Origin of the sequence: Curtobacterium sp. MCLR17_059, from assembly GCF_003234665.1 — a bacterium.
GTDB lineage: Bacteria > Actinomycetota > Actinomycetes > Actinomycetales > Microbacteriaceae > Curtobacterium > Curtobacterium flaccumfaciens.
Genome location: NZ_QKSU01000013.1, coordinates 45,672 through 66,160, shown reverse-complemented (window position 1 = coordinate 66,160; position 20,489 = coordinate 45,672). Strand labels below are relative to the sequence as shown.

General features: G+C 71.1%; 20 protein-coding genes and 1 tRNA gene. 8 read left to right on the top strand and 13 right to left on the bottom strand.

Annotated features, from left to right (window positions below):
- Nucleotides 1–61: 61 nt before the first annotated feature.
- Nucleotides 62–1,120, bottom strand: a complete 1,059-nt coding sequence (locus DEJ12_RS15810) for an amidase domain-containing protein (protein WP_181433051.1) — start codon at nt 1,118–1,120, stop codon at nt 62–64.
- A 105-nt stretch (nt 1,121–1,225) separates the two neighbouring features.
- Between DEJ12_RS15810 and DEJ12_RS15805 the strand changes: the two genes are divergently transcribed.
- Complete coding sequence (locus tag DEJ12_RS15805; RefSeq protein ID WP_071405149.1) at nt 1,226–1,609, top strand: hypothetical protein; 384 nt, start codon at nt 1,226–1,228, stop codon at nt 1,607–1,609.
- A 156-nt stretch (nt 1,610–1,765) separates the two neighbouring features.
- Here the strand turns inward: DEJ12_RS15805 and DEJ12_RS15800 are convergent, their stop codons facing one another.
- From DEJ12_RS15800 to galU, 5 genes are all read right to left on the bottom strand, one after another.
- Nucleotides 1,766–3,643: a hypothetical protein gene (locus tag DEJ12_RS15800; protein ID WP_111030710.1), complete on the bottom strand. Its 1,878-nt coding sequence runs from the start codon at nt 3,641–3,643 to the stop codon at nt 1,766–1,768.
- A 197-nt stretch (nt 3,644–3,840) separates the two neighbouring features.
- Nucleotides 3,841–3,916: transfer RNA gene (locus tag DEJ12_RS15795), tRNA-Ala, on the bottom strand.
- Between the two features lie 73 nt (nt 3,917–3,989).
- Nucleotides 3,990–5,123, bottom strand: a complete 1,134-nt coding sequence (locus DEJ12_RS17860; protein WP_146245555.1) for a hypothetical protein — start codon at nt 5,121–5,123, stop codon at nt 3,990–3,992.
- A 118-nt stretch (nt 5,124–5,241) separates the two neighbouring features.
- On the bottom strand, nt 5,242–5,901 hold the full coding sequence (locus DEJ12_RS15780) for a GNAT family N-acetyltransferase (protein ID WP_017887986.1): 660 nt from the start codon (nt 5,899–5,901) through the stop codon (nt 5,242–5,244).
- Between the two features lie 87 nt (nt 5,902–5,988).
- Nucleotides 5,989–6,879: a UTP--glucose-1-phosphate uridylyltransferase GalU gene (gene galU, locus DEJ12_RS15775; protein WP_027466560.1), complete on the bottom strand. Its 891-nt coding sequence runs from the start codon at nt 6,877–6,879 to the stop codon at nt 5,989–5,991.
- A gap of 114 nt (nt 6,880–6,993) precedes the next feature.
- On the opposite strand from galU, the gene DEJ12_RS15770 reads away from it, so the two are divergent.
- From DEJ12_RS15770 to mscL, 3 genes are all read left to right on the top strand, one after another.
- Entirely contained in the window at nt 6,994–7,578 is a 585-nt protein-coding gene (locus DEJ12_RS15770) for a 5-formyltetrahydrofolate cyclo-ligase (RefSeq protein ID WP_111024332.1), read from the top strand.
- A gap of 1 nt (nt 7,579) precedes the next feature.
- Nucleotides 7,580–7,870: an FmdB family zinc ribbon protein gene (locus tag DEJ12_RS15765; protein ID WP_111030707.1), complete on the top strand. Its 291-nt coding sequence runs from the start codon at nt 7,580–7,582 to the stop codon at nt 7,868–7,870.
- Nucleotides 7,871–7,947: 77 nt separating this feature from the next.
- Nucleotides 7,948–8,442, top strand: a complete 495-nt coding sequence (gene mscL, locus DEJ12_RS15760) for a large conductance mechanosensitive channel protein MscL (protein ID WP_111030706.1) — start codon at nt 7,948–7,950, stop codon at nt 8,440–8,442.
- Between the two features lie 108 nt (nt 8,443–8,550).
- On the opposite strand, the gene DEJ12_RS15755 is transcribed toward mscL, so the two are convergent.
- Nucleotides 8,551–9,135 (bottom strand): CDP-alcohol phosphatidyltransferase family protein, encoded by a 585-nt coding sequence (locus DEJ12_RS15755; protein WP_051596961.1) that lies wholly within the window; start codon nt 9,133–9,135, stop codon nt 8,551–8,553.
- Between the two features lie 302 nt (nt 9,136–9,437).
- A complete protein-coding gene (locus tag DEJ12_RS15745; protein ID WP_111030704.1) occupies nt 9,438–13,265 on the bottom strand; it encodes an ATP-binding protein in 3,828 nt (1,275 codons plus the stop codon).
- Between the two features lie 185 nt (nt 13,266–13,450).
- On the opposite strand from DEJ12_RS15745, the gene DEJ12_RS15740 reads away from it, so the two are divergent.
- From DEJ12_RS15740 to DEJ12_RS15730, 3 genes are all read left to right on the top strand, one after another.
- A complete protein-coding gene (locus tag DEJ12_RS15740; RefSeq protein ID WP_017887994.1) occupies nt 13,451–14,323 on the top strand; it encodes a CoA ester lyase in 873 nt (290 codons plus the stop codon).
- A 10-nt stretch (nt 14,324–14,333) separates the two neighbouring features.
- On the top strand, nt 14,334–14,801 hold the full coding sequence (locus DEJ12_RS15735; RefSeq protein WP_111030703.1) for a DUF6264 family protein: 468 nt from the start codon (nt 14,334–14,336) through the stop codon (nt 14,799–14,801).
- Nucleotides 14,802–14,982: 181 nt separating this feature from the next.
- Nucleotides 14,983–15,861 carry an aldo/keto reductase gene (locus DEJ12_RS15730; RefSeq protein ID WP_071244093.1) on the top strand — a complete coding sequence of 293 codons (879 nt, stop codon included), beginning with the start codon at nt 14,983–14,985 and terminating at the stop codon, nt 15,859–15,861.
- A 92-nt stretch (nt 15,862–15,953) separates the two neighbouring features.
- Here DEJ12_RS15730 and DEJ12_RS15725 read toward each other — a convergent pair whose 3' ends face one another.
- Together DEJ12_RS15725 and DEJ12_RS15720 are read right to left on the bottom strand one after the other, a co-directional pair.
- On the bottom strand, nt 15,954–16,442 hold the full coding sequence (locus DEJ12_RS15725) for a hypothetical protein (RefSeq protein ID WP_111030702.1): 489 nt from the start codon (nt 16,440–16,442) through the stop codon (nt 15,954–15,956).
- A complete protein-coding gene (locus DEJ12_RS15720; RefSeq protein ID WP_071404030.1) occupies nt 16,442–16,849 on the bottom strand; it encodes a hypothetical protein in 408 nt (135 codons plus the stop codon). The genes DEJ12_RS15725 and DEJ12_RS15720 overlap by 1 nt, the downstream gene beginning before the upstream one ends.
- Nucleotides 16,850–16,997: 148 nt before the next feature.
- Between DEJ12_RS15720 and DEJ12_RS15715 the strand changes: the two genes are divergently transcribed.
- Nucleotides 16,998–17,963, top strand: coding sequence for an NAD(P)H-quinone oxidoreductase (locus DEJ12_RS15715; protein ID WP_111030701.1), 966 nt, complete (start codon nt 16,998–17,000; stop codon nt 17,961–17,963).
- Here the strand turns inward: DEJ12_RS15715 and DEJ12_RS15710 are convergent.
- From DEJ12_RS15710 to DEJ12_RS15700, 3 genes are read right to left on the bottom strand one after another with little or no spacing between them, the layout of a single operon-like run.
- Nucleotides 17,960–18,736, bottom strand: coding sequence for an amino acid ABC transporter ATP-binding protein (locus DEJ12_RS15710; protein ID WP_111030700.1), 777 nt, complete (start codon nt 18,734–18,736; stop codon nt 17,960–17,962). The genes DEJ12_RS15715 and DEJ12_RS15710 overlap by 4 nt on opposite strands.
- A complete protein-coding gene (locus DEJ12_RS15705) occupies nt 18,733–19,611 on the bottom strand; it encodes an amino acid ABC transporter permease (protein ID WP_110862374.1) in 879 nt (292 codons plus the stop codon). The genes DEJ12_RS15710 and DEJ12_RS15705 overlap by 4 nt, the downstream gene beginning before the upstream one ends.
- A gap of 4 nt (nt 19,612–19,615) precedes the next feature.
- Nucleotides 19,616–20,437 (bottom strand): ABC transporter substrate-binding protein, encoded by an 822-nt coding sequence (locus DEJ12_RS15700; RefSeq protein WP_111030699.1) that lies wholly within the window; start codon nt 20,435–20,437, stop codon nt 19,616–19,618.
- Between the last annotated feature and the right edge of the window lie 52 nt (nt 20,438–20,489).

The following is a 20,489-nucleotide window of genomic DNA, read 5'->3' as shown; positions in this document are numbered from 1 at the left end:
TGAACACGCGCAGACCGCGGCGCGACGCGCGAACACCGGTGTCTTGCGGGCCGCGACAGCGCTACGCGTCGAACGTGTGGAACCAGGCCGATCCGCCGGGGTGCTGCACCGTGATCATCTCGTCGAGGTCGCGGTAGGGGCCGTCCTGGTTGTGGCTCGCCGACTTGATGCGGATGGTGCCGTCGGGCTCGGTGAAGACCTCGGACACGATGGTGGTGTGGTCCGGTGACCCGTTGGCGTTCCAGTCGAAGAACACGATGTCGCCGACCTGCACCTTGTCGCGCTCGTCCGACGAACGCCGGGTGAGTCCGAACTCGGCCGCGTTGGTCTCGAGCCACGGGTCCATCGTCGGGCAGTAGGTCCACGTCGCACTGTGCTCGGCACCGGCCGCGCGGTTGTACCAGTCGGACCGCTGCTCCCACCCGCGGGCGATGAGCGTCTGGCTGACGTAGTTCGCGCAGTCGCCGCCGATCGGGTTCATCGTGCCGTACTCGGCGAGGTTGTAGTCCTTCCAGTACCGCATCGCGTAGGCGAGCTGCCGGTCGACGTCAGTCAGTGCGGCGTAGGCCAGGGTGGTCGAAGCGACCGCGCTGCCCGCAGCGGGTGTCGTGGCGGCGGTCGGGGTCGGCGTGGTCGTCGCGGTGTCCTGGGTGGCGCCGCTCTGCCCGTCGTTCGCGGCGCTGCCGTTGCCGTCAGAGGACTGGTTCGCCGACGCGGTGGGCTCGATCACCGCGGTGAAGAGCGCGACGTCGGCGTCACCGGCGGTGTACATCGCCTGGTGCGGGGCCGTGAAGGTCACCTTCGACGCGGTCGCCGTGACGTCGCGCGCAGCGACACCGCCGACGGTGACGCCCTTGACGGCGGCGAGTCCGGTCCCCGTCACGGTGATCGTGACGCCACCGGCGAGCGGGACCTGCGCTGGAGTGACGGCCTTCGCGACGGGCTTCGCCGTCGGGGTGGACGATGCGTCCGCACCCCCGGAGCTCCCGCGCCCGCCGCCCGACCCCTTGCCCGAGTCGCCGCCCTTGTCGCTGCCGGAGGAGCACGCCGCGACGGCGAGCCCGATCCCGGCGACGCCGGCGAGGGACAGGAGTGCGCGGCGGTTCATCGAGGCAGTCATGACACGACCAGCGTAAGCGACACCTCCGTCGTTCCGACACGGCATGATCGTCTTCGGGGGCGAGCGTCCTCCGTGTCCCAGCGGACCCGTTCGGAAGGAACACACATGCCCGAGAGCCACGACTTCTTCGTCGCCACCGACCCCGAGACCGCCCGTGCCCAGGTGCGTGAGGCGCTGTCACGCGAGGGCTACACCGTCGACGACGCCGAGCAGGGGGCACTCCGTGCGACCCGCGGCAGCCTCGGCCTGACGCTCCTCATCGGCGGCATGGCGAACGACCGCACGTTCCACACCCGCCTCGACGTGCAGATCATGATCGCCCCGGACGGCCGCACGGTCGCCCGACTGCTGCGCGGCTCGGGCAAGTCCGCGATCAAGGGTGGAGCGCTCGGCATCTCGCGCGGCAACCGTGCCTTCGAGCAGGCCGCGAACGCGATCCACACCACCTTCGCGCAGTCCGGCGTGCTGACGGAGAGCATCGCCGGCTGACACGTCGACGTCGGGGCCGGGTCCGACGCGACCCGCAGACGGGCGGGAGGCCCGGTGCCAGCTGGCACCGGGCCTCCCGCCCGTCTGCGACTCGCGCTCGCCGTCATGATGCGCGCCGATCCGCTCGCGAACCGTCGCAGGTCGCGTGCCCCTGCGTCAGCTGCAGGACCAGTCGCGGTCGATCGCGGTCGAGCCGAACGGCGTGACGTACTGCGTCATCCCAATGGGTCCACCGAGCAGACGAGCGCCGGAGCAGGCCGCCTGAGCCTGGTCGAGTCGGGCCGCACCGAGCGCGATCCAGCTCGGCAGCGGCCGGAGCGGACTCGATGCCGGGACGGTCCCCATGATCTTGTTGAACTGGTACGAGGTCGAGTAGACCCCGATCTGGGTCACTCCCGCGTCCTGCAGGGCCTTCGTCATGCCCTCGAGCGCCGCACGGTTCTGCCCGGCGTCCGAGGTGACGTACGACAGCCCGGTCTCGACGTCGAGCCACCAGCGGTACTGACCAGGATTGGTGACTCCGCGGGTGTTGGCTGCTTCGTAGGCGCGAGCGTACCCGTACATGTACGAGCACGCTGCCGTCGTCTTCCAGGTCGACTGCGCACCGGACTGCGGTGTGCAGGTGCCGTACGCCGTGGGCACAGCGACTGTCTGGCCGTTCGGCGCGAGGTTCGACGTCGGCCACACCGAGGCTGCCCGTGCCCCGGGGTTCGTGAAGAGCGAGTAGACCTGCGTCGTCGGCTGGGCGGTGCCGCCGGCGGAGGCCTCGGCCCAGCCGAGCTGCTGTTGCAAGCAGGGGTTCGTCGTGTTGGCGCGTTCACCGTTCACCCCGACGATCCCGAACGACTGGTCGGTGGGGACGGTCTTGCCGCACTGCGGCCAGGAGATGTCCACGCCGGTCCCCGAACCCGTCGATCCATCGAGGAAGTACCCCACGACGTCGACGTAGACCGTCGCAGTCCCGCCGGACACCTTCGCCTGCACCTGCCCTCCGGCTGCGAGCGGCGCGATCAAGGCGTTCCCGATCGTCTGACCCTTGGCGTAGACCTGCGTCGGCACGCTCGAGGCCAGCCCCGCACCGACGACGCGGAGTGATCCCCCGGTGCTTCCCTTGCCGACCTTCGCGTTGATGACCGCAGCGGTCGCATTGCGCGGGACACCTGCGGTGCCGGCGACGGTGACCTTCTTCGCGGTGGTCCCGGCAGCGACGGTCGCAGCTCGGACCGGGTGCGCGGGGACGAAGACCGAACCGTTGGCGTTCGGCGCGTAGTACCCGACCACGTCGGCGAGCACCCGTGCGGATCCGGAGGAGACTCGCGCTTGCACGGCGCCGCCGGAGAGCCTGACCGTGGTCGTGTTGGCGACGGTGATGCCCTTCTCGTACATCAACGAGACGACCCCGGCGTTGTTGCCGGACGGGGTGATCCGCAGCCGACCACTCGTTGCGGGGCGGGAGACGTCGGTCTGGAGCACCACTGCGGTGGCGTTCGCCGGGACACCCGCCTTCCCCGCGACCACGATCTTCTTCGCCGCGGTGGACACCGTCCCGTTCAGCACGTTCGTCGGCGGCAGCGGCGTGTACGTGGAACCGGAAGTACTCGTGCCGTACCACCCCGCAACGTCGAGCGAAACGGTGGCCTTGCCCGCGGACACCTTCACCTGGGCCTTGCCCGAGGTGAGGCCGACCGTGGTCGTGCCGGAGATCGGCTGCCCCCGGCGGAAGTTCTGGATCGCGGGGCTCGCCGTGCTGCCGGCAGGGGCAACACTGACGTACCCGGCGGCGCTCGGCGCGTTCACCGTCGCGGTGAGCACGAGAGCCGTGGCCGAAGCGGGGATGCCGTTCCTGCCGCCGAGGGTGACCGTCGTCGCGGTGCTCGTCGCGGTGCCGGACCAGGCTCGTGCCGGTGCGACGGGGGTGAATCGGCCGGTCGTCGGGGCCGCTGCCGATGCCGGCGCGACCGGCCCGACGACGGCGAGCCCGGCGGCGACGGCGAGCACCGTGCCGATCGATGCGATGGCGGTCCTGAAGCGCACGTGTTCCCCCGTTTCCCGCGCCGGTCGGCGCACGGGGAGTCTAGGGCGGTGCGTTGGACAACACACCACCCCTGTCCGTGAACTGTGTCGAACGATCCACCTGACTCGGCCTGTGGAGGACGATCCACTCGACACGACCGCCAACGACAGAACGGCCCGGAACCTGTGGGTTCCGGGCCGTTCTTGTGGTTGCTACCTGGTGGAGCTAAGGGGATTCGAACCCCTGACCTTCTCATTGCGAACGAGACGCGCTACCAACTGCGCCATAGCCCCAAGTGCTCGATCACACTAGCACCCTCGTTCGGCCCAGCCGAAATCGCAGGTGGCCCTTCGGGCGTGCCGCGGGTCAGACCGCGCGGCGCCGTCGCATGATCGCGTCGAGGTCGGCCTGCTGGTAGGCGTCGTCGTCGAGGACACCCATGCCGGCCCACTTGCTCGGCGGCCCGGCAGGCTCGTCGGCGGGAGCAGGAGCGGCGGGAGCAGGAGCGGCAGGAGCAGGAGCGCCAGGAGCAACGCCGGCCGACGCAGCAGGGGCGGCGGGGGCCCGGAGCCCGAGCCGTTCGGCCAGACGCCCCTGGTCGTGCGCTGACAGCGACGCCGCAGCCTCTTCGAGCTCGGGCCGCATCCGCGACACCCGCGCCAGCGACGGGTCGGACTCCCCGGCGCGGATCGCCGCAGCTTCGGCCTCGGCTTCCGCCTTGGCCGCGGCGACGCGCTCCTTCAGGCGGGCAGCGAGTTCCGCCGACGACTCGGGCGAGGCGGCCGGAGCAGCCGGCCGCTCCACGTAGAGGGGCTTCGGAACGTGGTTCGGGGTCCAGGAGCGGTCCGCTGCGGGCTCGGCAGGCTGCTCGGTCGACAGGGGCGGCGCCGGGTCCGTCCAGGCGGTGGACGGCCGGGAGGCGCGGGTCGCGCCCGTCTCGGCGGCCGCGAGACGCTGCTTCCGTGCCGTCGCCACCTGGTGCAGCTGGGCCAGGACCGCTGCGGACCCACCGGCGGCGACGAGGCCGGCGACACCGACGAGCCAGAGCGACGGTGCCGCGACGAAGACCACGAGGGCGATGACGACGCCGAGCGTGCCGAACAGGGTCGCCCCGAGCCGGGACCGGCGCATGCGCATCGCGGTCAGGGCCGGCACGGCGGACGCCCGCTCGAGCACGGGGGCCTGCTCGGCCAGGCGGCGGGTGATCTCACGCTGCCGCGCGGCTTCGTGGGCTCGGACGATGGCGGTGCGCTTGGCCTCTTCGGACCGGGCGACGCGCTGCGCCTGGGCGAGGGACTTCGCGTTCATCTCGATGCGGACCTCGTCCGGCAGCTCGGCGGTCTGCGCGAGGATCCGGAGGGTCTGCTGCAGCCGGATGGCGTTCCGCTCGGTGGCCAGGTACTGGCGGCGGGCGGCCCACGACGGCATCAGGTAGACGAGCCAGAGTACGGCCGCGACGAGCAGGACGATGCCGCCACCCCACGAGCCGATTCCTGCCATGCGAACACGGTAGGGGCGGCGGTTCCCGCGCCGCGTCATTGCCGGACGCGTGTTGCGCGTGTCGGGGCGGAATCCGTGGAAGGCGAGTCGCGCCTCCAGGCCCGTCAGACGTGGGACGTCAGATGCGGGGCGTCGTGTCCAGCGGCATCGCCGCCTCGTCGCGTGCGGCGAGCGGCACGGTCCCCACGCCGGGCGGCACCTGCCCCTGCACCCAGCGCTCGAGGACGCCCCCGCGGACCTCTTCCGCCACCAGCGCGAAACAGAAGTGGTCGCGCCAGTCCCCGTTGATGTGGATGTACCGGCGACGGAGTCCCTCGTACCGGAAGCCGAGCTTCTCGACGACGCGCAGGCTCGGGGCGTTCTCCGGCCGGATGCAGATCTCGATCCGGTGCACGCCGAGCGAGCGGAAGCAGTGGTCGACGGCGAGGGCGACCGAGATCGGCGTCACGTTGTGGCCGGCGGCGTCCTCGACGACCCAGTAGCCGATGGAGGCACTCGCGAGCGAGCCGTAGGAGATGCCGGAGACGTTGAGCTGCCCGACGAAGCGGCCGTCGAGCTCCATCGCGAACGGGAGTCCGAGTCCCGCGCGGGCGTTGGCCTGGAGCGCGCGGATGCTGCCCCGGACGTCGGTGGAGACGTGCCCGGAGGGGTTCGTGGCCTCCCAGGTGCGGAGCCACGAACGGTTCGTCGCGAGTGCCGCGTCGAGGTCGCGGGTGTCGCGGAGCCGGAGGGGCCGGATGGTGACCCGCCCGTGGGACAGGGTCGGGATCGTCGTCATCGCTGGGTTCCTCCGGGGTCCCGCCCCGGTGCGGGACGGGGTGTCCCGCCCGGGTCCGTGATCACCGGACCCGAGCGGGATGGCCGACTATTCGCCCGCGTTGAACTCCTTCAGCCACGACTTGAGGTCGGGGCCGAGGTCATCGCGGTCCGAGGCGAGCTGCACGATCGCCTTGATGTAGTCGAGTTTGTCACCCGTGTCGTACCGGCGTCCACGGAACACGACGCCGTACACGCCGCCGGTCCACTCTTCGGCGCTCGCCATCTTCATGAGCGCGTCGGTCAGCTGGATCTCGCCGCCCTTGCCCGGCTCCTGCTTCTCGAGGACGTCGAAGACCTCGGGACGGATGACGTAGCGGCCGATGATGGCCAGGTTCGAGGGCGCTTCGCCCTGCGGGGGCTTCTCGACGAGGCCGGTGATCTTCACCACGTCGTCGGTGTCGGTCGGCTCGACCGTGGCGATGCCGTACAGGTGCGTCTGCGACTCGGGGACCTCGAGCAGGGCCACGATCGTGGCGTTCTTCTCGCCCTGGACCTCGATCATGCGCTGGAGCAGCGGGTCACGAGCGTCGATGATGTCGTCACCGAGGAGCACGGCGAACGGCTCGCGGCCGACGTGCATCTTCGCGCGGAGCACCGCGTGGCCGAGGCCGAGCGGGTCACCCTGTCGCACGTAGTGCATGTCGGCGAGGTCCGTCGACTGGTTCACCTTCTGCAGCTTCTCGTGGTCGCCCTTCTTGCGGAGGGTCTCCTCGAGCTCCGACACGTGGTCGAAGTGGTTCTCGAGCGCGTTCTTGTTGCGCCCGGTGATCATCAGCACGTCGGTCAGCCCGGCACCGACAGCCTCTTCCACCACGTACTGGATGGCCGGCTTGTCGACGACGGGGAGCATCTCCTTCGGCATCGCCTTGGTCGCGGGGAGGAAGCGGGTACCCAGCCCTGCGGCCGGGATCACCGCCTTCGAAATCTGGAAGCCCATGCTCAGACCGTATCCGATCCCCCTTTCGAGGGCATGTCGTCGCTCCGGGGGACACGGGACCCCGCGTGTTCCCGGCGGGAAGCCGCAACCGTGCCCCTCGGTAGACTCCTGCGCATGATCGCCGATCTCGGGAACGAGAAGCGCGCCCTGCGAGCCGAACTCCGGCAGCGGCGGCGCACCCGGACCACGACCGAACGCGACGCGGACACCGAGACCCTGACCGCGACCCTGCAGCGCTTCGTCGAGGAGCGCCAGGTGACGTCCCTCGCCCTGTACCTGTCCGCACCGGACGAGCCGAACGTGCGGCCGTTCCTGAACTGGGCGTTCGGGCAGGGCATCCGCGTGCTGCTGCCGATCACCCGCGAGGACGGGCTGCTCGACTGGGCCGTGGGCGACGGCGAGAGCGAGACCGAGAGCCTGCTCGGCCTGCCCGAGGTCGTCGGCGAGGTCCTGTCCCCGCTCGCGATCAACGACGTCGACGCGATCCTCGCCCCGGCGGCGGCGGTTGGGCACGACGGTGTCCGCATGGGCTGGGGGCGCGGCTACTACGACAAGACCCTCGGGTCCATGGCGAACCGTCCGCCCGTCTATGCTGTGATCTTCGACGCGGAGTACCTCGACGAGGTCCCGCGCGAACCCCACGACGAACCCGTTGACGGCATCATCACGCCGTCGCGCATCATCACGTTCCGGAGCTGACGTGCCCACCTACTCGTACCGTTGCACCGAGTGCGACAACGCGTTCGACATCAAGCAGTCCTTCTCCGACGCCACCCTGACGGAGTGCCCGGTCTGCGGCGGCGTCCTGCGGAAGGTGTTCTCCCCGGTCGGCGTGACCTTCAACGGCGGCGGCTTCTACCGCACCGACTCGCGCCCGGCCCCGAAGTCCGAGGGCTCGTCGAGCGCCCCCGCGAAGTCCGAGCCGAAGAAGTCCGAGCCGGCGAAGAAGGCCGAGTCGAAGCCCAGCGGCTCGAAGCCCGCCGCGTCCTGACGCGGTCCGCGCTCTCCGGATAGGTTTGGGCGCGTCGCCACTCGGCGGCCGTCCTCGACCCGGAAGGAGGCCCTCGCATGAAGGGCTTCAAGGAGTTCCTGCTCCGCGGCAACGTCATCGACCTGGCCGTCGCAGTCGTCATCGGTGCGGCGTTCACCGCGATCGTCAGCACGATCGTCAAGGCGCTCATCAACCCGCTCATCGGTGCGGTGTTCAACGCCTCGAGCCTGGACCAAGCCTTAAAGGTCACTATCCCCACGGTCTCCGGTGAAGGGGCAACGCTCTACTTCGGCGCGATCATCGGTGCGGTCATCAACTTCGTCATCGTCGCCGCGGTCGTGTACTTCGCGCTCGTCGTGCCCGTCAACCACCTGAAGAAGGTGGCGTTCGAGCGCGTCAAGAACGACGAGCAGCAGACCCCGCAGGACGTCCCCCCGACCGACGTCGAGGTGCTGCTCGAGATCCGCGACCTGCTCCGCCCGCAGAACGGCGGCGCGACCAGCACGGGCGCACACATCGCCCCGTCGAACGCTCCCGAGGGGCCCGGCATCGGCGGTTCGACGAAGCTCTAGCCCAGGCGCACGACCGCGGTCGGACCCGCAAGACACCGGTGTTCCCGCTCTGCACCCCCGCAAACCGCGGTACGCAGCGTGAACACCGGTGTTTTGCGCGGGGGCCCGTCAGGCGGCGGGGACCGCGCGGCGCTTCGCGAACATCGCGACGGCGTACTGCGCGCCGGCGAGCACGTGCCCCGCGGTGCCGAGGTACACGAACACCAGGGCCACGACCCGGACCCACGGCGCGTTCTCGTCGACGGTGTGCACCGCGGAGAACAGCAGCACCGGCAGCCCGACGAACAGCAGCGCCGAGCGGATCTTGCCCGTCCACGTGACGTCCAGGTCCGGGTTGCCGTGGAACAGCACGCTCGACAGGACGACGAGCACCAGGTCGACGAGCACGACGACGGCCACCACCCACCAGGGCAGCAGGCCGACGAGCACCAGGGACAGCACGATCGCGATGATCGCCAGGCGGTCGGCGACGGGGTCGATGGCCTTGCCGAGCTTGGAGCCCTGGTCGAACTTGCGGGCGATGAAGCCGTCCGCCCAGTCGCTCACGCCGATCACGACGAGGGCGACGAGCGCCCACCCCGGGTGGCCGGCGACGACGAGGCCGATGAACACCGGGATCAGCACGAGGCGGAACAGCGTGATCAGGTTCGGCCAGGTCTGCCAGTCGGGGCGCTGTCGCGCGGTGTCAGTCATCACGGGCCAGGCTACCGGTTACCAGTGCGGGGGGACGTCGCGCCGGAGCTGGTCGTCGTTCTCGCCGTCGCGGTGTCGCGCCGGTTCCGGCGGCGGCGTCGGGTCGTAGCCCGCCACCGGCTGGGTGGTGACGCGTCTGCGGCGCCGCACCGGGCCTCCCGGCTGGTCCGCCGTCTCGCCTCCGTCAGCGGCGGGACGGACGGGAGGCGCGGCTGACGACGCGTCGTCGACTCGCGTCCACGCGCCCACCAGCTGGTCCGTCTCCGGCGTCACCGGACCGGCGGGCCGAGAGGCCCGACGGCTCATCGGCGGGCGGGGATCGGTGGGATCGAGATCTCCTGCGTGGCACCGCGGTCGACCCCGAGCACGGACGCGACGGTGTCGGCGACGCGGTCCGGGTCGGAGAACAGCTGGAACGCGTGCACGCGTACGTAGTGCCAGCCGAGTCGGCGGAGGACCTCGGGGCGCAGGCGCAGGGACTCGCGCAGCGATCCCTTGACCAGCGACGCGTCGGTCTCGATCGTGACGCAGACCCCGCCGTGCGCGGCGACGAGGCCGAGCTTGCCGCGGTGTCCGAGCGCGACCGGGATGCCACGCATCTCGAGGCGCCGGGCCAGGTCGACGAGCAGCGGGTCGGAGTCGTCCGGCACGTACTCGGCGGTGGTGCGGGCACGCACCTCGGCCAGGATCTCGGCGAGGGCGACGGTGCCGTGGCCCATGCGCTCGGCCTCGATGTCCGACGGCTGGAAGCAGGTGACGATGACCATCGAGCGACGCGCACGGGTCATCGCGACCGCGAGCAGCCGCTCGCCGCCGGGCTTGCCGAGCGGACCGAAGTCGCGCAGCACGCGGCCGTGCGGGGTGCGGCCGTAGCCGATGGAGAACACGACGCGGTCGCGGCTCTGCGCCACCGACTGCTCGAGCGTCGCCACGATGAACGGCTCGGCACGGTCGCCGATGACGAACTCGGTCAGGTCCTTGTGGCCCTGCGCGGCGGTCAGCACGGCCTGCTCGACGCGCACGGCGTGCTTCGCCGATGCGGTGATGACCATGAGCGACTCGGTCGGACGGGTGCGGGCGTGGTCGATGACGAGCCGGACCACGCGGTCGACCTCGGCATCGACGCTCTCGACGGCACCGGACTCCGGGTCCGGGACGGCCTTGCCGTCGCTGACGTAGTCGAGCGCGATCGAGCCGTGGCCGAGGAACGAGCCGGCCCACGGCAGGGACTCGATCTTGCCGCCGTAGAAGCGACGGTTCACGAGCTCGGCCAGGTCCTCACCGCCGGCGCGGTACGACCGCGACAGCGACAGGGTCGGCAGCAGGGTGGACAGCTTCGCCAGGGCGGAGTCGGCGTGGAACGCGTCGAGCGTGCCCTCGTCGACCTGCAGCGCCCGGTGCTCGGGGTCCACGGCGATGCGGAACGGCGACGGCGTCTGCGTGACCGGGTCGCCGAACACGACGGTCTGGCGGGCACGACGGACGGCACCGACGGTCTCGGCGATCGTCACGGCACCGGCGTCGACCAGGATCACGGTGTCGAACGGCATCGTGTCGGCGATCTGCGGCACCTCGTACGGGCTGGCGAGCCAGACGGGTGCGATCGACCGGGACAGGTGCGGTGCGGAGTCCTGCAGCAGGCGCGAGGTGATCGCGCCGTCGCGGAGCTGGGTCTTGAGCGCGGTCGCTTCTTCGGGCCAGTCGACGAGACCGACCTTCCAGTTCTCGGCGAGCTGCCACGCCAGGCCCTGGGAGACCCCGGCCGCGTGGGCGTCGTCCACCAGGCGGAAGTCGGCCTCGACCCGGTCGAGCATGTCGGTGTTGGCGCCGAGCAGTGCCCGGTCGGACTCGAGCATGGTCTCGAGGGCGGACTGCCACCAGGCGAGCTCGAGCTCGGCCGGCACCTGCACGTCCGGCACGTGCCGGTTCGCCAGGTCGGTGATGAGCGGTTCGAGCTGCAGGTCGCGCAGGGTCTGCATGAGCTCGGTGCGCTCCTGCAGGTTGTGCAGGACGTCGGACTCGGCGGCGAGCTCGGCGATGGTCGGGACGAGCTGGTCGACCGGGGTGTTCGCGAGCTGGCGGTCACGCTCGGTGCGGCCCAGCGGCTCGTCGAGGCGCGCGAGGTCCTCGGCGACGTTCGAGAACAGCACCTGGACGTCGGCGATGCCGGTGGGCACCTCGGGGTTCACGCCGGCGGCGACGTAGCGCTGCCAGAGCACCCGCTGCTGCTGGACGCGGGTCAAGGCCTCGTGCAGGTCGGACACGTGCACGCCCGGACGGACGTACTCGCGGGCGAGCTTCTTGAGCCGGCGACGGTTCGTCGACGACATCGGGGCACCCTCGCCGCGGGGCGCGGTGGCGGCCACGAGCTCGGACACCGAGCGGTCGAAGACCACCGGCAGGAAGCGGTCGAGCGTGTCACGGATCTCGGTGAGCAGGCGCAGGTAGATGCCGAGCTCGTTGATGGTCGTGAACTGGCGCATGTGCGTCGAGCTCACCAGGTCGTGGGCGCGGCGGAGCAGGGTCGGCAGGCCGTCGGCGTCGAGGTCCTTCGCGATGCGGTGCGCACGCTGGGCGCCGTCGCTCGAACCGAACTTCGCGCCGTACCAGGGCGAGTCGTCGGGGCCGTAGCGGAACTCACCGAGGTTCGCGGCGCTGACCATCGTCTCGGCGACGCGCGAGCGGCCCTCGACCATCGAGGCGACGGACTGCTTCGACAGGCGCGCGGTGGTCGACGGGGCGACGGGCAGCAGCGACAGGCGCGACAGCTCCACCAGGCAGTCGAGCACCGAGACGCTGAAGTCGGGGTCCTTGCGGGTGAGCGAGCCGCGGTAGTCCTTCAGCACCTTGCGGAGGCGGACCAGGGCGTCGTCGACCTCGCGGAGGTTCGGACGCGCGGCCTTCTCGTTCCGGGCGATGGCACGGACGACGTCACGGCGCAGGGTCGACGGCGTGACCGCGACCCCGGGCAGCTGGACCTCGCCGAAGCGGGCGGCGATGCCCCGCAGGGTGGCGCGGCGCGGGCTCACGACGAGCACGCGCTTGTTCGCGGCGACCAGGCCACCCAGGGCGTTCACGATGGTCTGCGTGCCACCGGTGCCGGGCAGGGTCTTCACGACGATGGAGTTGCCGGCCGTGATCTGCGCGATCACGTTCTCCTGCTCGTCGTCGGCGTCGAGCAGGAGCGTGTCGGTCTCCGGGCTGCGCTCGTCCGACGGGGTCTGCTCGACCGGGTGGTAGGACTGCTCGACCTGCCACTTCGCGCTCGGGTTGCCGGCGAGGGCGTCGAGCACGGGGTGCGACAGGTCGCCGGTGTCCTCGACCATGCCGGTGGCGACCTCGGCGAAGGTGGACACCACGAGGCGTGCGTGCACCGAGAAGCCGGGGATGTGCGCGGTCAGGCCACGCAGGCGGTCGATGACGGGGTTCGGCGTGAACGAGCCGTCCTGCTGCGCGAGGGCCACGAAGGACTGCGCGTCGAGGATGACCCCGAACTGCTCGTGCAGGGCGTCGGCGAGGCCCGGGTTGAGCACCGGTTCGCCGAGCAGGCGCACCTCGAAGTCGCGTCCGTGTCGGCGGATCGCCAGGGGGCGCAGGAGCACCGGGCCGCGGAACTGCTCGTCGCCGTGCTTCCAGTCGGCCATGCCGATGCCGAGCTTCACGGCGTCGATGCCGCGCACGGTGGCCAGCTCGGTGCCCTTCGCCTCGACGTGTCCGGCGGCCACGCGGGCGGCACGGAGCGCCACCTCGTCGCGGATCAGGCTGGACAGCAGGGTCGTCTTGCCGGTGATGAACTGCGCGAGACCGCCCGGGTGGGTGGTCGAGAGCTCGATGCGGGCGCGCGGGTGGTCGCTGAAGTGCGTGAGCGGGCTCGTGCCGCCGACACCGGTCAGCTGGGTGCGCCAGCCGTCCCACGTCGGTTCGGCCGCGTTGCCGGCCTGCAGCCGCGGGTCGCCGAGGCTGATCGCCTGCGGGCTCGTCATCTGCAGCTCCGGGCGGAGCGTGCGGTCCGGCTCGTCGTCGGTCCGTTCCTGGTCCACGTCCTGCTGCTCGTCTCGATCGTCGTCGGGGCGCGCGCGGGCACCCTCGACGGGGACGTCGTCGTTCACGTCGTCCTCACCGTCGGTCACCCTGTCCGCTCGCCACACATCCGACACTGTAGGCGGAACCGGACGGCCTCTCTGGCAATGAACCGAGGTTTCGGGGTTTCCGCACGGACGTGACCGCCGTCCGGCCCGACGTGCGCCACCGTCCGACCCGACGGGCGGCGCGCCCGATCCGACGGCAGCCCCGTTCGGTGTGGTACCAACGGGGCATGGCCATCGACGACCGCACCGCTCCGTCCGCCCCCACGCCGAACCGGCGTCGATCGGTCCCCGCCGAGATCTCACGGTCGTGGCTGCTGGTCTCCGGCACCGCCACCGACCGGTTCGACAAGTCCCAGCGCTCCCGCGCCGACCAGATCATCCTGGACATCGAGGACGCCGTCGACCCCGCCGCGAAGCCCTCGGCCCGGCAGGGCGTCGCCGCCTGGCTGGCCGGCGGTGGCGAGGCCTGGGTGCGCATCAACGACGTCACGACGGACTTCTGGGCGGACGACGTCGAGGAGCTCCGCGGCCTGCCCGGGCTGCAGGGTGTCATGCTCGCCAAGACCGAGTCCCCCGCCCAGGTGACCGACACCTGGCACCGGCTCGGCGGCCAGACGCCGGTGATCGCCCTGGTCGAGTCGGCCCTGGGCATCGAGGAGTCCGTGTCGATCGCCAAGGCGCAGGGCGCGTTCCGCCTGGCCTTCGGTTCCGGCGACTACCGCCGCGACACCGGGACCAGCGCCGACACGCTCGCGATGGCGTACCCGCGGTCGAAGCTGGTCGTCGCCTCGCGCGTCGGCGACCTGCCGGGCCCGATCGACGGCCCCACGGTCGGGTCGTCGCACCCGATCCTCCGCGAGCAGTCGCAGGTGGCCGTGTCGCTCGGCCTCACCGGGAAGCTCTGCCTGGACACCGAGCAGCTCCCCGTCATCAACGAGGTCATCTCCCCCACACCGACCGACGTCGCCTGGGCGCAGGACTTCCTCGACGACTTCGAGGCCCGCGGCCGGGTCATCCGCGACGGTTCCGACCTGCCGCGGCTCGGTCGGGCGCAGAAGATCCAGCGGCTCGCACAGGCGTTCGGGGTCGAGGCGCGGTAGGACTGCACGCATGACCTGGTCCAACGTCCCCGGCCCTCCGCCGCAGTCCTCCTCCGGCCCCACGGACGCGCAGCGCGCGGCGTGGGAGCGCGGTGGCACCACGCTGTTCCCGCCGGCGAAGCTCGCCGACCGGATCTCGACGGTGCTGCTCCTGGTGTTCGGCGCCGTCATGACCGCGATCACGGCGGTCGTCGGCATCGTCGCGATCGCCTCGGCCACGGCGGAGTGCGACGCCTCGTCGGGCTGCACGCCCGGCGGGTACTTCGGTGGCGCGGCCATCGCGGTCGGTGGCGCCTTCGTCATCGGGGTCGCCACGATCGTGCTGTCGATCGGCGCGTGGATCCGACGGAAGCCGTCGTGGTGGATCGCCGCGATCGGCTTCGTGCTCGCGATCGTCGTCATCGTGTGGGGCGGGGTCGTCTTCGCGAACGCCGTCGACAGCGGTTCTGCCTCGTCGTCGGTGTCCGCCAGCGCCTGACCGACACCACGCTTCCGACAGGACACGCGTCGATCGACGCGTGTCCTGTCCGAGAACGCGTGTGCGTTCCGGCCTGGAGGCGCGAAGGCGGGGCCGCCACGCGCCTCCAGTCCGCCTGTCGGTCACGGCCACGGCGTGACCACCTGGGCGTGCGAGCGCACCCCCGGCGCATGCTGGGCCGATGAAGCAACGAGTCATCGGAGACGTGTCCGTCAGTGCCATCGGTCTGGGCGGGATGCCCATGTCGATCGAGGGCCGACCGGACGAGCGTCAGTCCATCGCCACGATCCACGCAGCGCTCGAGAACGGTGTCACGCTCATCGACACCGCCGACGCCTACCACCTGGGCGGCCACGACGAGGTGGGGCACAACGAGGAGCTCATCGCGCGGGCCGTCCGGGAGTTCCACGACGACACCTCGGACGTCCTCATCGCGACGAAGGGCGGACACCTGCGCCCCGAGGCCGGCAACTGGGCACAGAACGGGCACCCGGAGTACCTGAAGGAGGCGGCGAAGGCCTCGGCGAAGCGGCTCGGCGTCGAGCAGATCGGCCTGTACCAGTTCCACCGCCCCGACCCTGCGGTGCCGTACGCCGACTCGATCGGGGCGCTCGCCGAGCTGCTCGACGAGGGCGTCATCCGGATGGCGGGCATCTCGAACGCCGACCCGGACCAGATCCGCACCGCGAACGAGGTGCTCGGCGGACGCCTGGCGTCGGTGCAGAACCAGTACTCGCCGAAGTTCCGGTCGAGCGAGCCGGAACTCGAGCTGTGCGACGAGCTCGGCATCGCGTTCCTGCCGTGGAGCCCCCTCGGTGGCATCGGGAGCGCGGCGGACCTCGGCACGGCGTTCGAGGACTTCGCGTACATCGCCCGCGACCGTGGGGTCACCCCGCAGGTCATCGCCCTGGCGTGGGAGCTGCAGAAGAGCGACGTCGTCGTGCCGATCCCCGGTGCGTCGCGGCCGCAGTCGATCCTGAACTCGATCACGGCGCCGACCGTGCGGCTGCGGCCGGAGGACGTCGCACGCCTCGACGCCTCGCAGCCCGCGGCCGTCTGACGCCCTTCCCCCGACGGGGGAAGCACGACGCCCCGCCGCTCCTGGTCCAGGAGCGGCGGGGCGTCGTCATGCGTGGCCGGGCGTGTGCCCGCTCAGCTCTTGGCGGGGCAGACCGCCGAGACCTGGTCGAGCGTGGTCTGCACCTCGGACTGGGCCTTCGTGACCTCGGTGGAGTCCTCGGCCGCGCCGGAGCGGATGGCCGAGCTGTAGCCCTTGGCCGCGCCGGAGAAGTCCTCGAACGTGTCGTGCACCTGGTCGTTCGAGACCTTCGTCAGCGCCGAGTCGATGCGCTGGACGAACTCGTCGACGAGCGCCGCACGGGCCTTCGGCTCGGCCGGGGCGGAGCTCGAACCCTGCTCCTTGAGGAACGACGCGAGTTCGTTCTCGAGCAGCGAGCAGGCTTCCTGTTTGGTCTGGTCGGGTGCCGCTGCGGCGGTCTTCGAGGCCGACGGGGCGCTGGACGAGCCCGAGTCGCCCCCGGAGGAGCCGCCGTCGGACGAACCGCCGTCGCCGCCCGAGCAGCCGGCGAGCAGCGTGAGTGCGAGGCCGGCGGTGGCGAGCGCGGTGAGGGTACGGCGCATCAGGAGTTGCACTCCTTCTGGAACGCGTTGCCGGCGTCCTGCACCTTGGTGCTGGACTTCGTCAGGGCCGAGACGTCGGCCGACTGCGGGTCGTCGGCGATGTCCTCGATGTCGTCGACCAGGTCGCCGTAGGCCTCTTCGAAGGCGTCGCCCTTGGCCTTCAGGTCGTCGTCCGACAGGTCGTCGACGCCGTCGGAGATCTTCTCGTCGAGCTCCTTGAGCTTCGTGACGGCGGCGTCCGGGTCGGACTGCAGGTTCGCGGCCTCGGACTGGACGCCCTGGGCGGCGGACTTGACCGTCTTCTCGAACTGCGTGCACTGCTCGGCCTTGGACGGCCCGGTCGAGCAACCGGCGAGCAGCGTGAGTGCGAGGCCGGCGGTGGCCAGCGCGATGAGCTTCTTGGGCATGGTGGAGAGTCCCCCTCGATCTGTCCGCACTCCCCCGGATGAGGTGCAGATCCGTCATCGAGCGTACAGGGAACATCCACAGGGGGACCGGCCGGGTTGTGGGCGACCGGCACCCGGCCGGAGGCGGGTGGCGCGTACCGTCGAGGGCATGCGAGCCATCACGTTCGACGACGCTTCCATGTCCGTCACCGACCTGCCCGACCCGGAACCCGGTACGGACGAGGTCCTGATCGAGGTCGCCGCGGCCGGCGTCAACAACGCCGACCTGCAGCAGCGCGCGGGGAACTACCCGCCGCCGCCCGGGGCCTCGGAGATCCTCGGGCTCGAGGTCTCCGGCACGGTGCGGGCCGTCGGTGCGGGCGTCACGACCGTGGCGGTGGGCGACCGGGTGTGCGCGCTGCTCTCCGGCGGCGGGTACGCGTCGCTCGTCGTCGCGCCGGTCACCCAGGTGCTGCCGGTCCCCGAGGGCGTCGACCTGGTCGAGGCGGCCGGGCTGCCCGAGGCCACCTGCACCGTCTATTCCAACATCGGCATGCTCGCCGGGCTCCGGCCGGGGCAGACGCTCCTGGTGCACGGCGGTACCGGCGGTATGGGGTCACACGCGGTGCTGTGGGCGAAGGCCCTCGGTGCGACGGTGATCGCGACGAGCGGCGGCGACCGCAAGGTCGCCGCGTCCCGTGCGCTCGGCGCCGACCTGGTGGTCGACCACCGCACCGAGGACTTCGTGGAGCGCGTCATGGCGTTCACCGACGGTGTCGGCGTCGACGTGGTGCTCGACGTCGTCGGACCGTCCTACCTGGAGCGGAACCTGCAGGCCCTCGCCCCGAACGGGCACATCGCGGTCATCGCCTCGGGCAGCGGCCGCACCGCCGAGCTCGACTTCGGGGTGCTGATGCGGAAGCGCGCGACGATCAGCGGCACGACCCTGCGTGCACGGCCGCTCGCCGAGAAGGCCGCCATCGTCGAGGCGGTCCGCTACAACGTCTGGCCGCTGGTCGCCGACGGCCGGGTGCGCCCGGTCATCGACTCGGTGCTGCCCCTGGCCGAGGTCGAGGAGGCCCACCGCCGCGTGCGCGACGGCGAGGTGATCGGCAAGGTGCTGCTGACGCCCTAGGCATGCACGCGGGCGAGGAACTCGACGAGCGCCGGGTGCTGCGGGTGGTCGAGGACGTCGGCGGGGGAACCCTGCTCGACGACCTCGCCGCGGTGCAGGAACACGATCCGGTCGGCGACGTTCCGCGCGAAGTGCATCTCGTGCGTCGTCATCAGGATCGTCGAACCCTGCCGCTTCAGCTCGGTGACCAGGTCGAGCACCTCGCCCACGAGCTGCGGGTCGAGGGCGCTCGTGACCTCGTCGAGCAGCAGGAGTTCCGGGTCCGACGCGATCGCCCGGACGATGGCGACGCGCTGCTGCTGCCCGCCGGACAGGCGGTCGGGGTACGCATCGGCGAACGAGGCGAGACCGATCCGGTCGAGCAGCCGGCGCGCGGTGTCCTCGGCCTGGGCCCGTCCGATGCCGTGCACCTGGCGGGACGCGAGCGTGACGTTGTCGAGCACGCTCATGTGCGGGAACAGGTTGAACTGCTGGAACACCACGCCGATGCGTGCCCGCACGGCGTCGACGGCGACGCGCGGATCGGCGATGTCCGTGCCCTGCAGCAGGATCTCGCCGTCGTCGATGCCCTCGAGCAGGTTGACCGTCTTGAGCAGCGTCGACTTGCCGGAGCCCGAGGCCCCGATGACGCAGATGACCTGGTGGCGGTGGACCGTCAGGTCGATCCCGCGCAGGACCTCGTGCTCGCCGAAGGCCTTGCGCAACCCGCGCAGTTCGAGGACCGCGGCGTCCGTACCGGACGCACCACGGGCCTCCTGGCCGGCCTCGCTCATACGGTCCCTCCGATCTGCTCGCGCCGCTGCTGGCGACGCGCGATCGCGTCCGTGACGCGGATCAGCGGCAGGCTGATCACCACGAACAGCAGCCCGGCGACGAAGTACGGCGTGAAGTTGTAGGTCTCGGCCTGCGCGATCTGGGCGGAGCGGACCGCGTCGACGGCCCCGAGGATCGACACCAGACCGACGTCCTTCTGCATCGACACGAAGTCGTTCATCAGCGCCGGGGTGACCTTGCGGATCGCCTGCGGCAGCACCACGAGCCGCAGCGTCTTGGCGTGCGAGAGTCCGAGCGACCGGGCGGCCAGGCGCTGGGAGGGGTGCACGGCCTCCATGCCGGCGCGGAGCACCTCGGCGATGTAGGACGAGTAGGTCAGGGTGATCGCGATCGTGCCCCAGACCTCGGCGGGGAGCCGCGGGAACACCCCGAGCCCGGGGATGCCGTAGCCGACCAGGTAGAGCACGATGATGAGCGGCAGGCCACGGAACAGGTCCGTGTAGCCGGTCGCGAGCATCCGCAGCGGGAAGAACACCGGGTTGCGCAGGCCGCGGACGACCGCGAGCAGCGTGCCGAACACGGCGACGCCGATGGCGCTGAAGAACAGGATCCGGACGTTCAGCCAGAGGCCCAGCAGGATGTCCGGGAACGTGTCGACCGCGGTCTCCGGGTCGAAGAACGACTGCTGCACCGCTGCCCAGCCGGGGGTGTTCACGACGCCGAAGTACACGACGGCGAGCACGACCAGGGTGGAGACGACCGACACCACGACCGAGCGACGGCCACGCTGGCGGCGGTAGAGCCGACGCTCGAGCTCGACCTGGCTCGGCGCGGGTGCGGCGACCGGGGTGCCGGCCCCTGCTGGCAGGGTCATCCGGTTACTTCAGGACCGGCGTGCCGGTCTCCGACGACAGCCACTTGGTCTGCAGGTCCTGCAGGGTGCCGTCGTCGTCGAGGGTCTTCAGGGCCTTGTAGACCTTGCTCGTCAGCGCCGAGTCCTTCGGCAGGACGAAGCCGAACTGGTCGCCCTTGCCGTCGTCGGGGAACTGCGCGGACACGGTGCCGTCGTCGACCTGGGCCGAGGCCATGTAGAACGCCGTCGGCAGGTCGGTGACGATCGCGTCGATCTGCCCGGATTTGAGCGCGAGCACGGCGTCGTCGTTGGAGTTGAACACCTGCGGCGTGACACCGAGGACGTCCTTGACGCTCGCGATGCTCGTCGAACCGGTCGCGACGCCGATCGCGTCCTGCTTGAGGGCAGCGATCGTGGTGTCGCCGGCGGCCTTCGACCCGGAGGTCGTCACGACCGCCTGGGTCGTCGTGTAGTAGGCGCTCGACATGTCGACGGCCTTCTTGCGCTTCGCGTCGATCGAGAACTGCTGGACGTTGAGGTCCCAGTCCTTCGGGCCCGGCGCGATGGCGCTGTCGAAGGTGCTGCGCTTCCACACGACGTCGGACTTGCCGTAGCCCATCTCCTTCGCGACCGCGTAGGCCACGGCGGACTCGAAGCCCTTGCCGGACTGCGGCTTGTTGTCCTCCACCCAGGGCGAGTACGCCGGGTCGCCGGTGGCGATCGTGAGCTTGCCGTCGGTCACGGTGCCGTCGGCGTTGCTGCTGCCCCCGGCGGAGCAGGCCGACAGGGCGAGGGCGGCGACCGCGGCGGTGGCGACGGCGAGGGTGAAGCGGAGGTGACGGGTCACGGTCGGGCCTTCGTGCGAGGGGGGTGGGGGCAGGTCGAAGTGTACTTCGCAG

Bases quoted from the DNA above. Each gene is read 5' to 3' on its own strand.
- DEJ12_RS15725 (WP_111030702.1), bottom strand. From the start codon at position 16,442: ATGCGCCGTACCCTCACCGCGCTCGCCACCGCCGGCCTCGCACTCACG.
- DEJ12_RS15705 (WP_110862374.1), bottom strand. From the start codon at position 19,611: ATGACCCTGCCAGCAGGGGCCGGCACCCCGGTCGCCGCACCCGCGCCG.
- DEJ12_RS15715 (WP_111030701.1), top strand. From the start codon at position 16,998: ATGCGAGCCATCACGTTCGACGACGCTTCCATGTCCGTCACCGACCTG.
- DEJ12_RS15810 (WP_181433051.1), bottom strand. From the start codon at position 1,120: ATGACTGCCTCGATGAACCGCCGCGCACTCCTGTCCCTCGCCGGCGTC.
- mscL (WP_111030706.1), top strand. From the start codon at position 7,948: ATGAAGGGCTTCAAGGAGTTCCTGCTCCGCGGCAACGTCATCGACCTG.
- DEJ12_RS15730 (WP_071244093.1), top strand. From the start codon at position 14,983: ATGAAGCAACGAGTCATCGGAGACGTGTCCGTCAGTGCCATCGGTCTG.
- DEJ12_RS17860 (WP_146245555.1), bottom strand. From the start codon at position 5,123: ATGGCAGGAATCGGCTCGTGGGGTGGCGGCATCGTCCTGCTCGTCGCG.
- DEJ12_RS15755 (WP_051596961.1), bottom strand. From the start codon at position 9,135: ATGACTGACACCGCGCGACAGCGCCCCGACTGGCAGACCTGGCCGAAC.
- DEJ12_RS15740 (WP_017887994.1), top strand. From the start codon at position 13,451: ATGGCCATCGACGACCGCACCGCTCCGTCCGCCCCCACGCCGAACCGG.
- DEJ12_RS15710 (WP_111030700.1), bottom strand. From the start codon at position 18,736: ATGAGCGAGGCCGGCCAGGAGGCCCGTGGTGCGTCCGGTACGGACGCC.
- DEJ12_RS15770 (WP_111024332.1), top strand. From the start codon at position 6,994: ATGATCGCCGATCTCGGGAACGAGAAGCGCGCCCTGCGAGCCGAACTC.
- DEJ12_RS15805 (WP_071405149.1), top strand. From the start codon at position 1,226: ATGCCCGAGAGCCACGACTTCTTCGTCGCCACCGACCCCGAGACCGCC.
- DEJ12_RS15735 (WP_111030703.1), top strand. From the start codon at position 14,334: ATGACCTGGTCCAACGTCCCCGGCCCTCCGCCGCAGTCCTCCTCCGGC.
- DEJ12_RS15780 (WP_017887986.1), bottom strand. From the start codon at position 5,901: ATGACGACGATCCCGACCCTGTCCCACGGGCGGGTCACCATCCGGCCC.
- galU (WP_027466560.1), bottom strand. From the start codon at position 6,879: ATGGGCTTCCAGATTTCGAAGGCGGTGATCCCGGCCGCAGGGCTGGGT.
- DEJ12_RS15720 (WP_071404030.1), bottom strand. From the start codon at position 16,849: ATGCCCAAGAAGCTCATCGCGCTGGCCACCGCCGGCCTCGCACTCACG.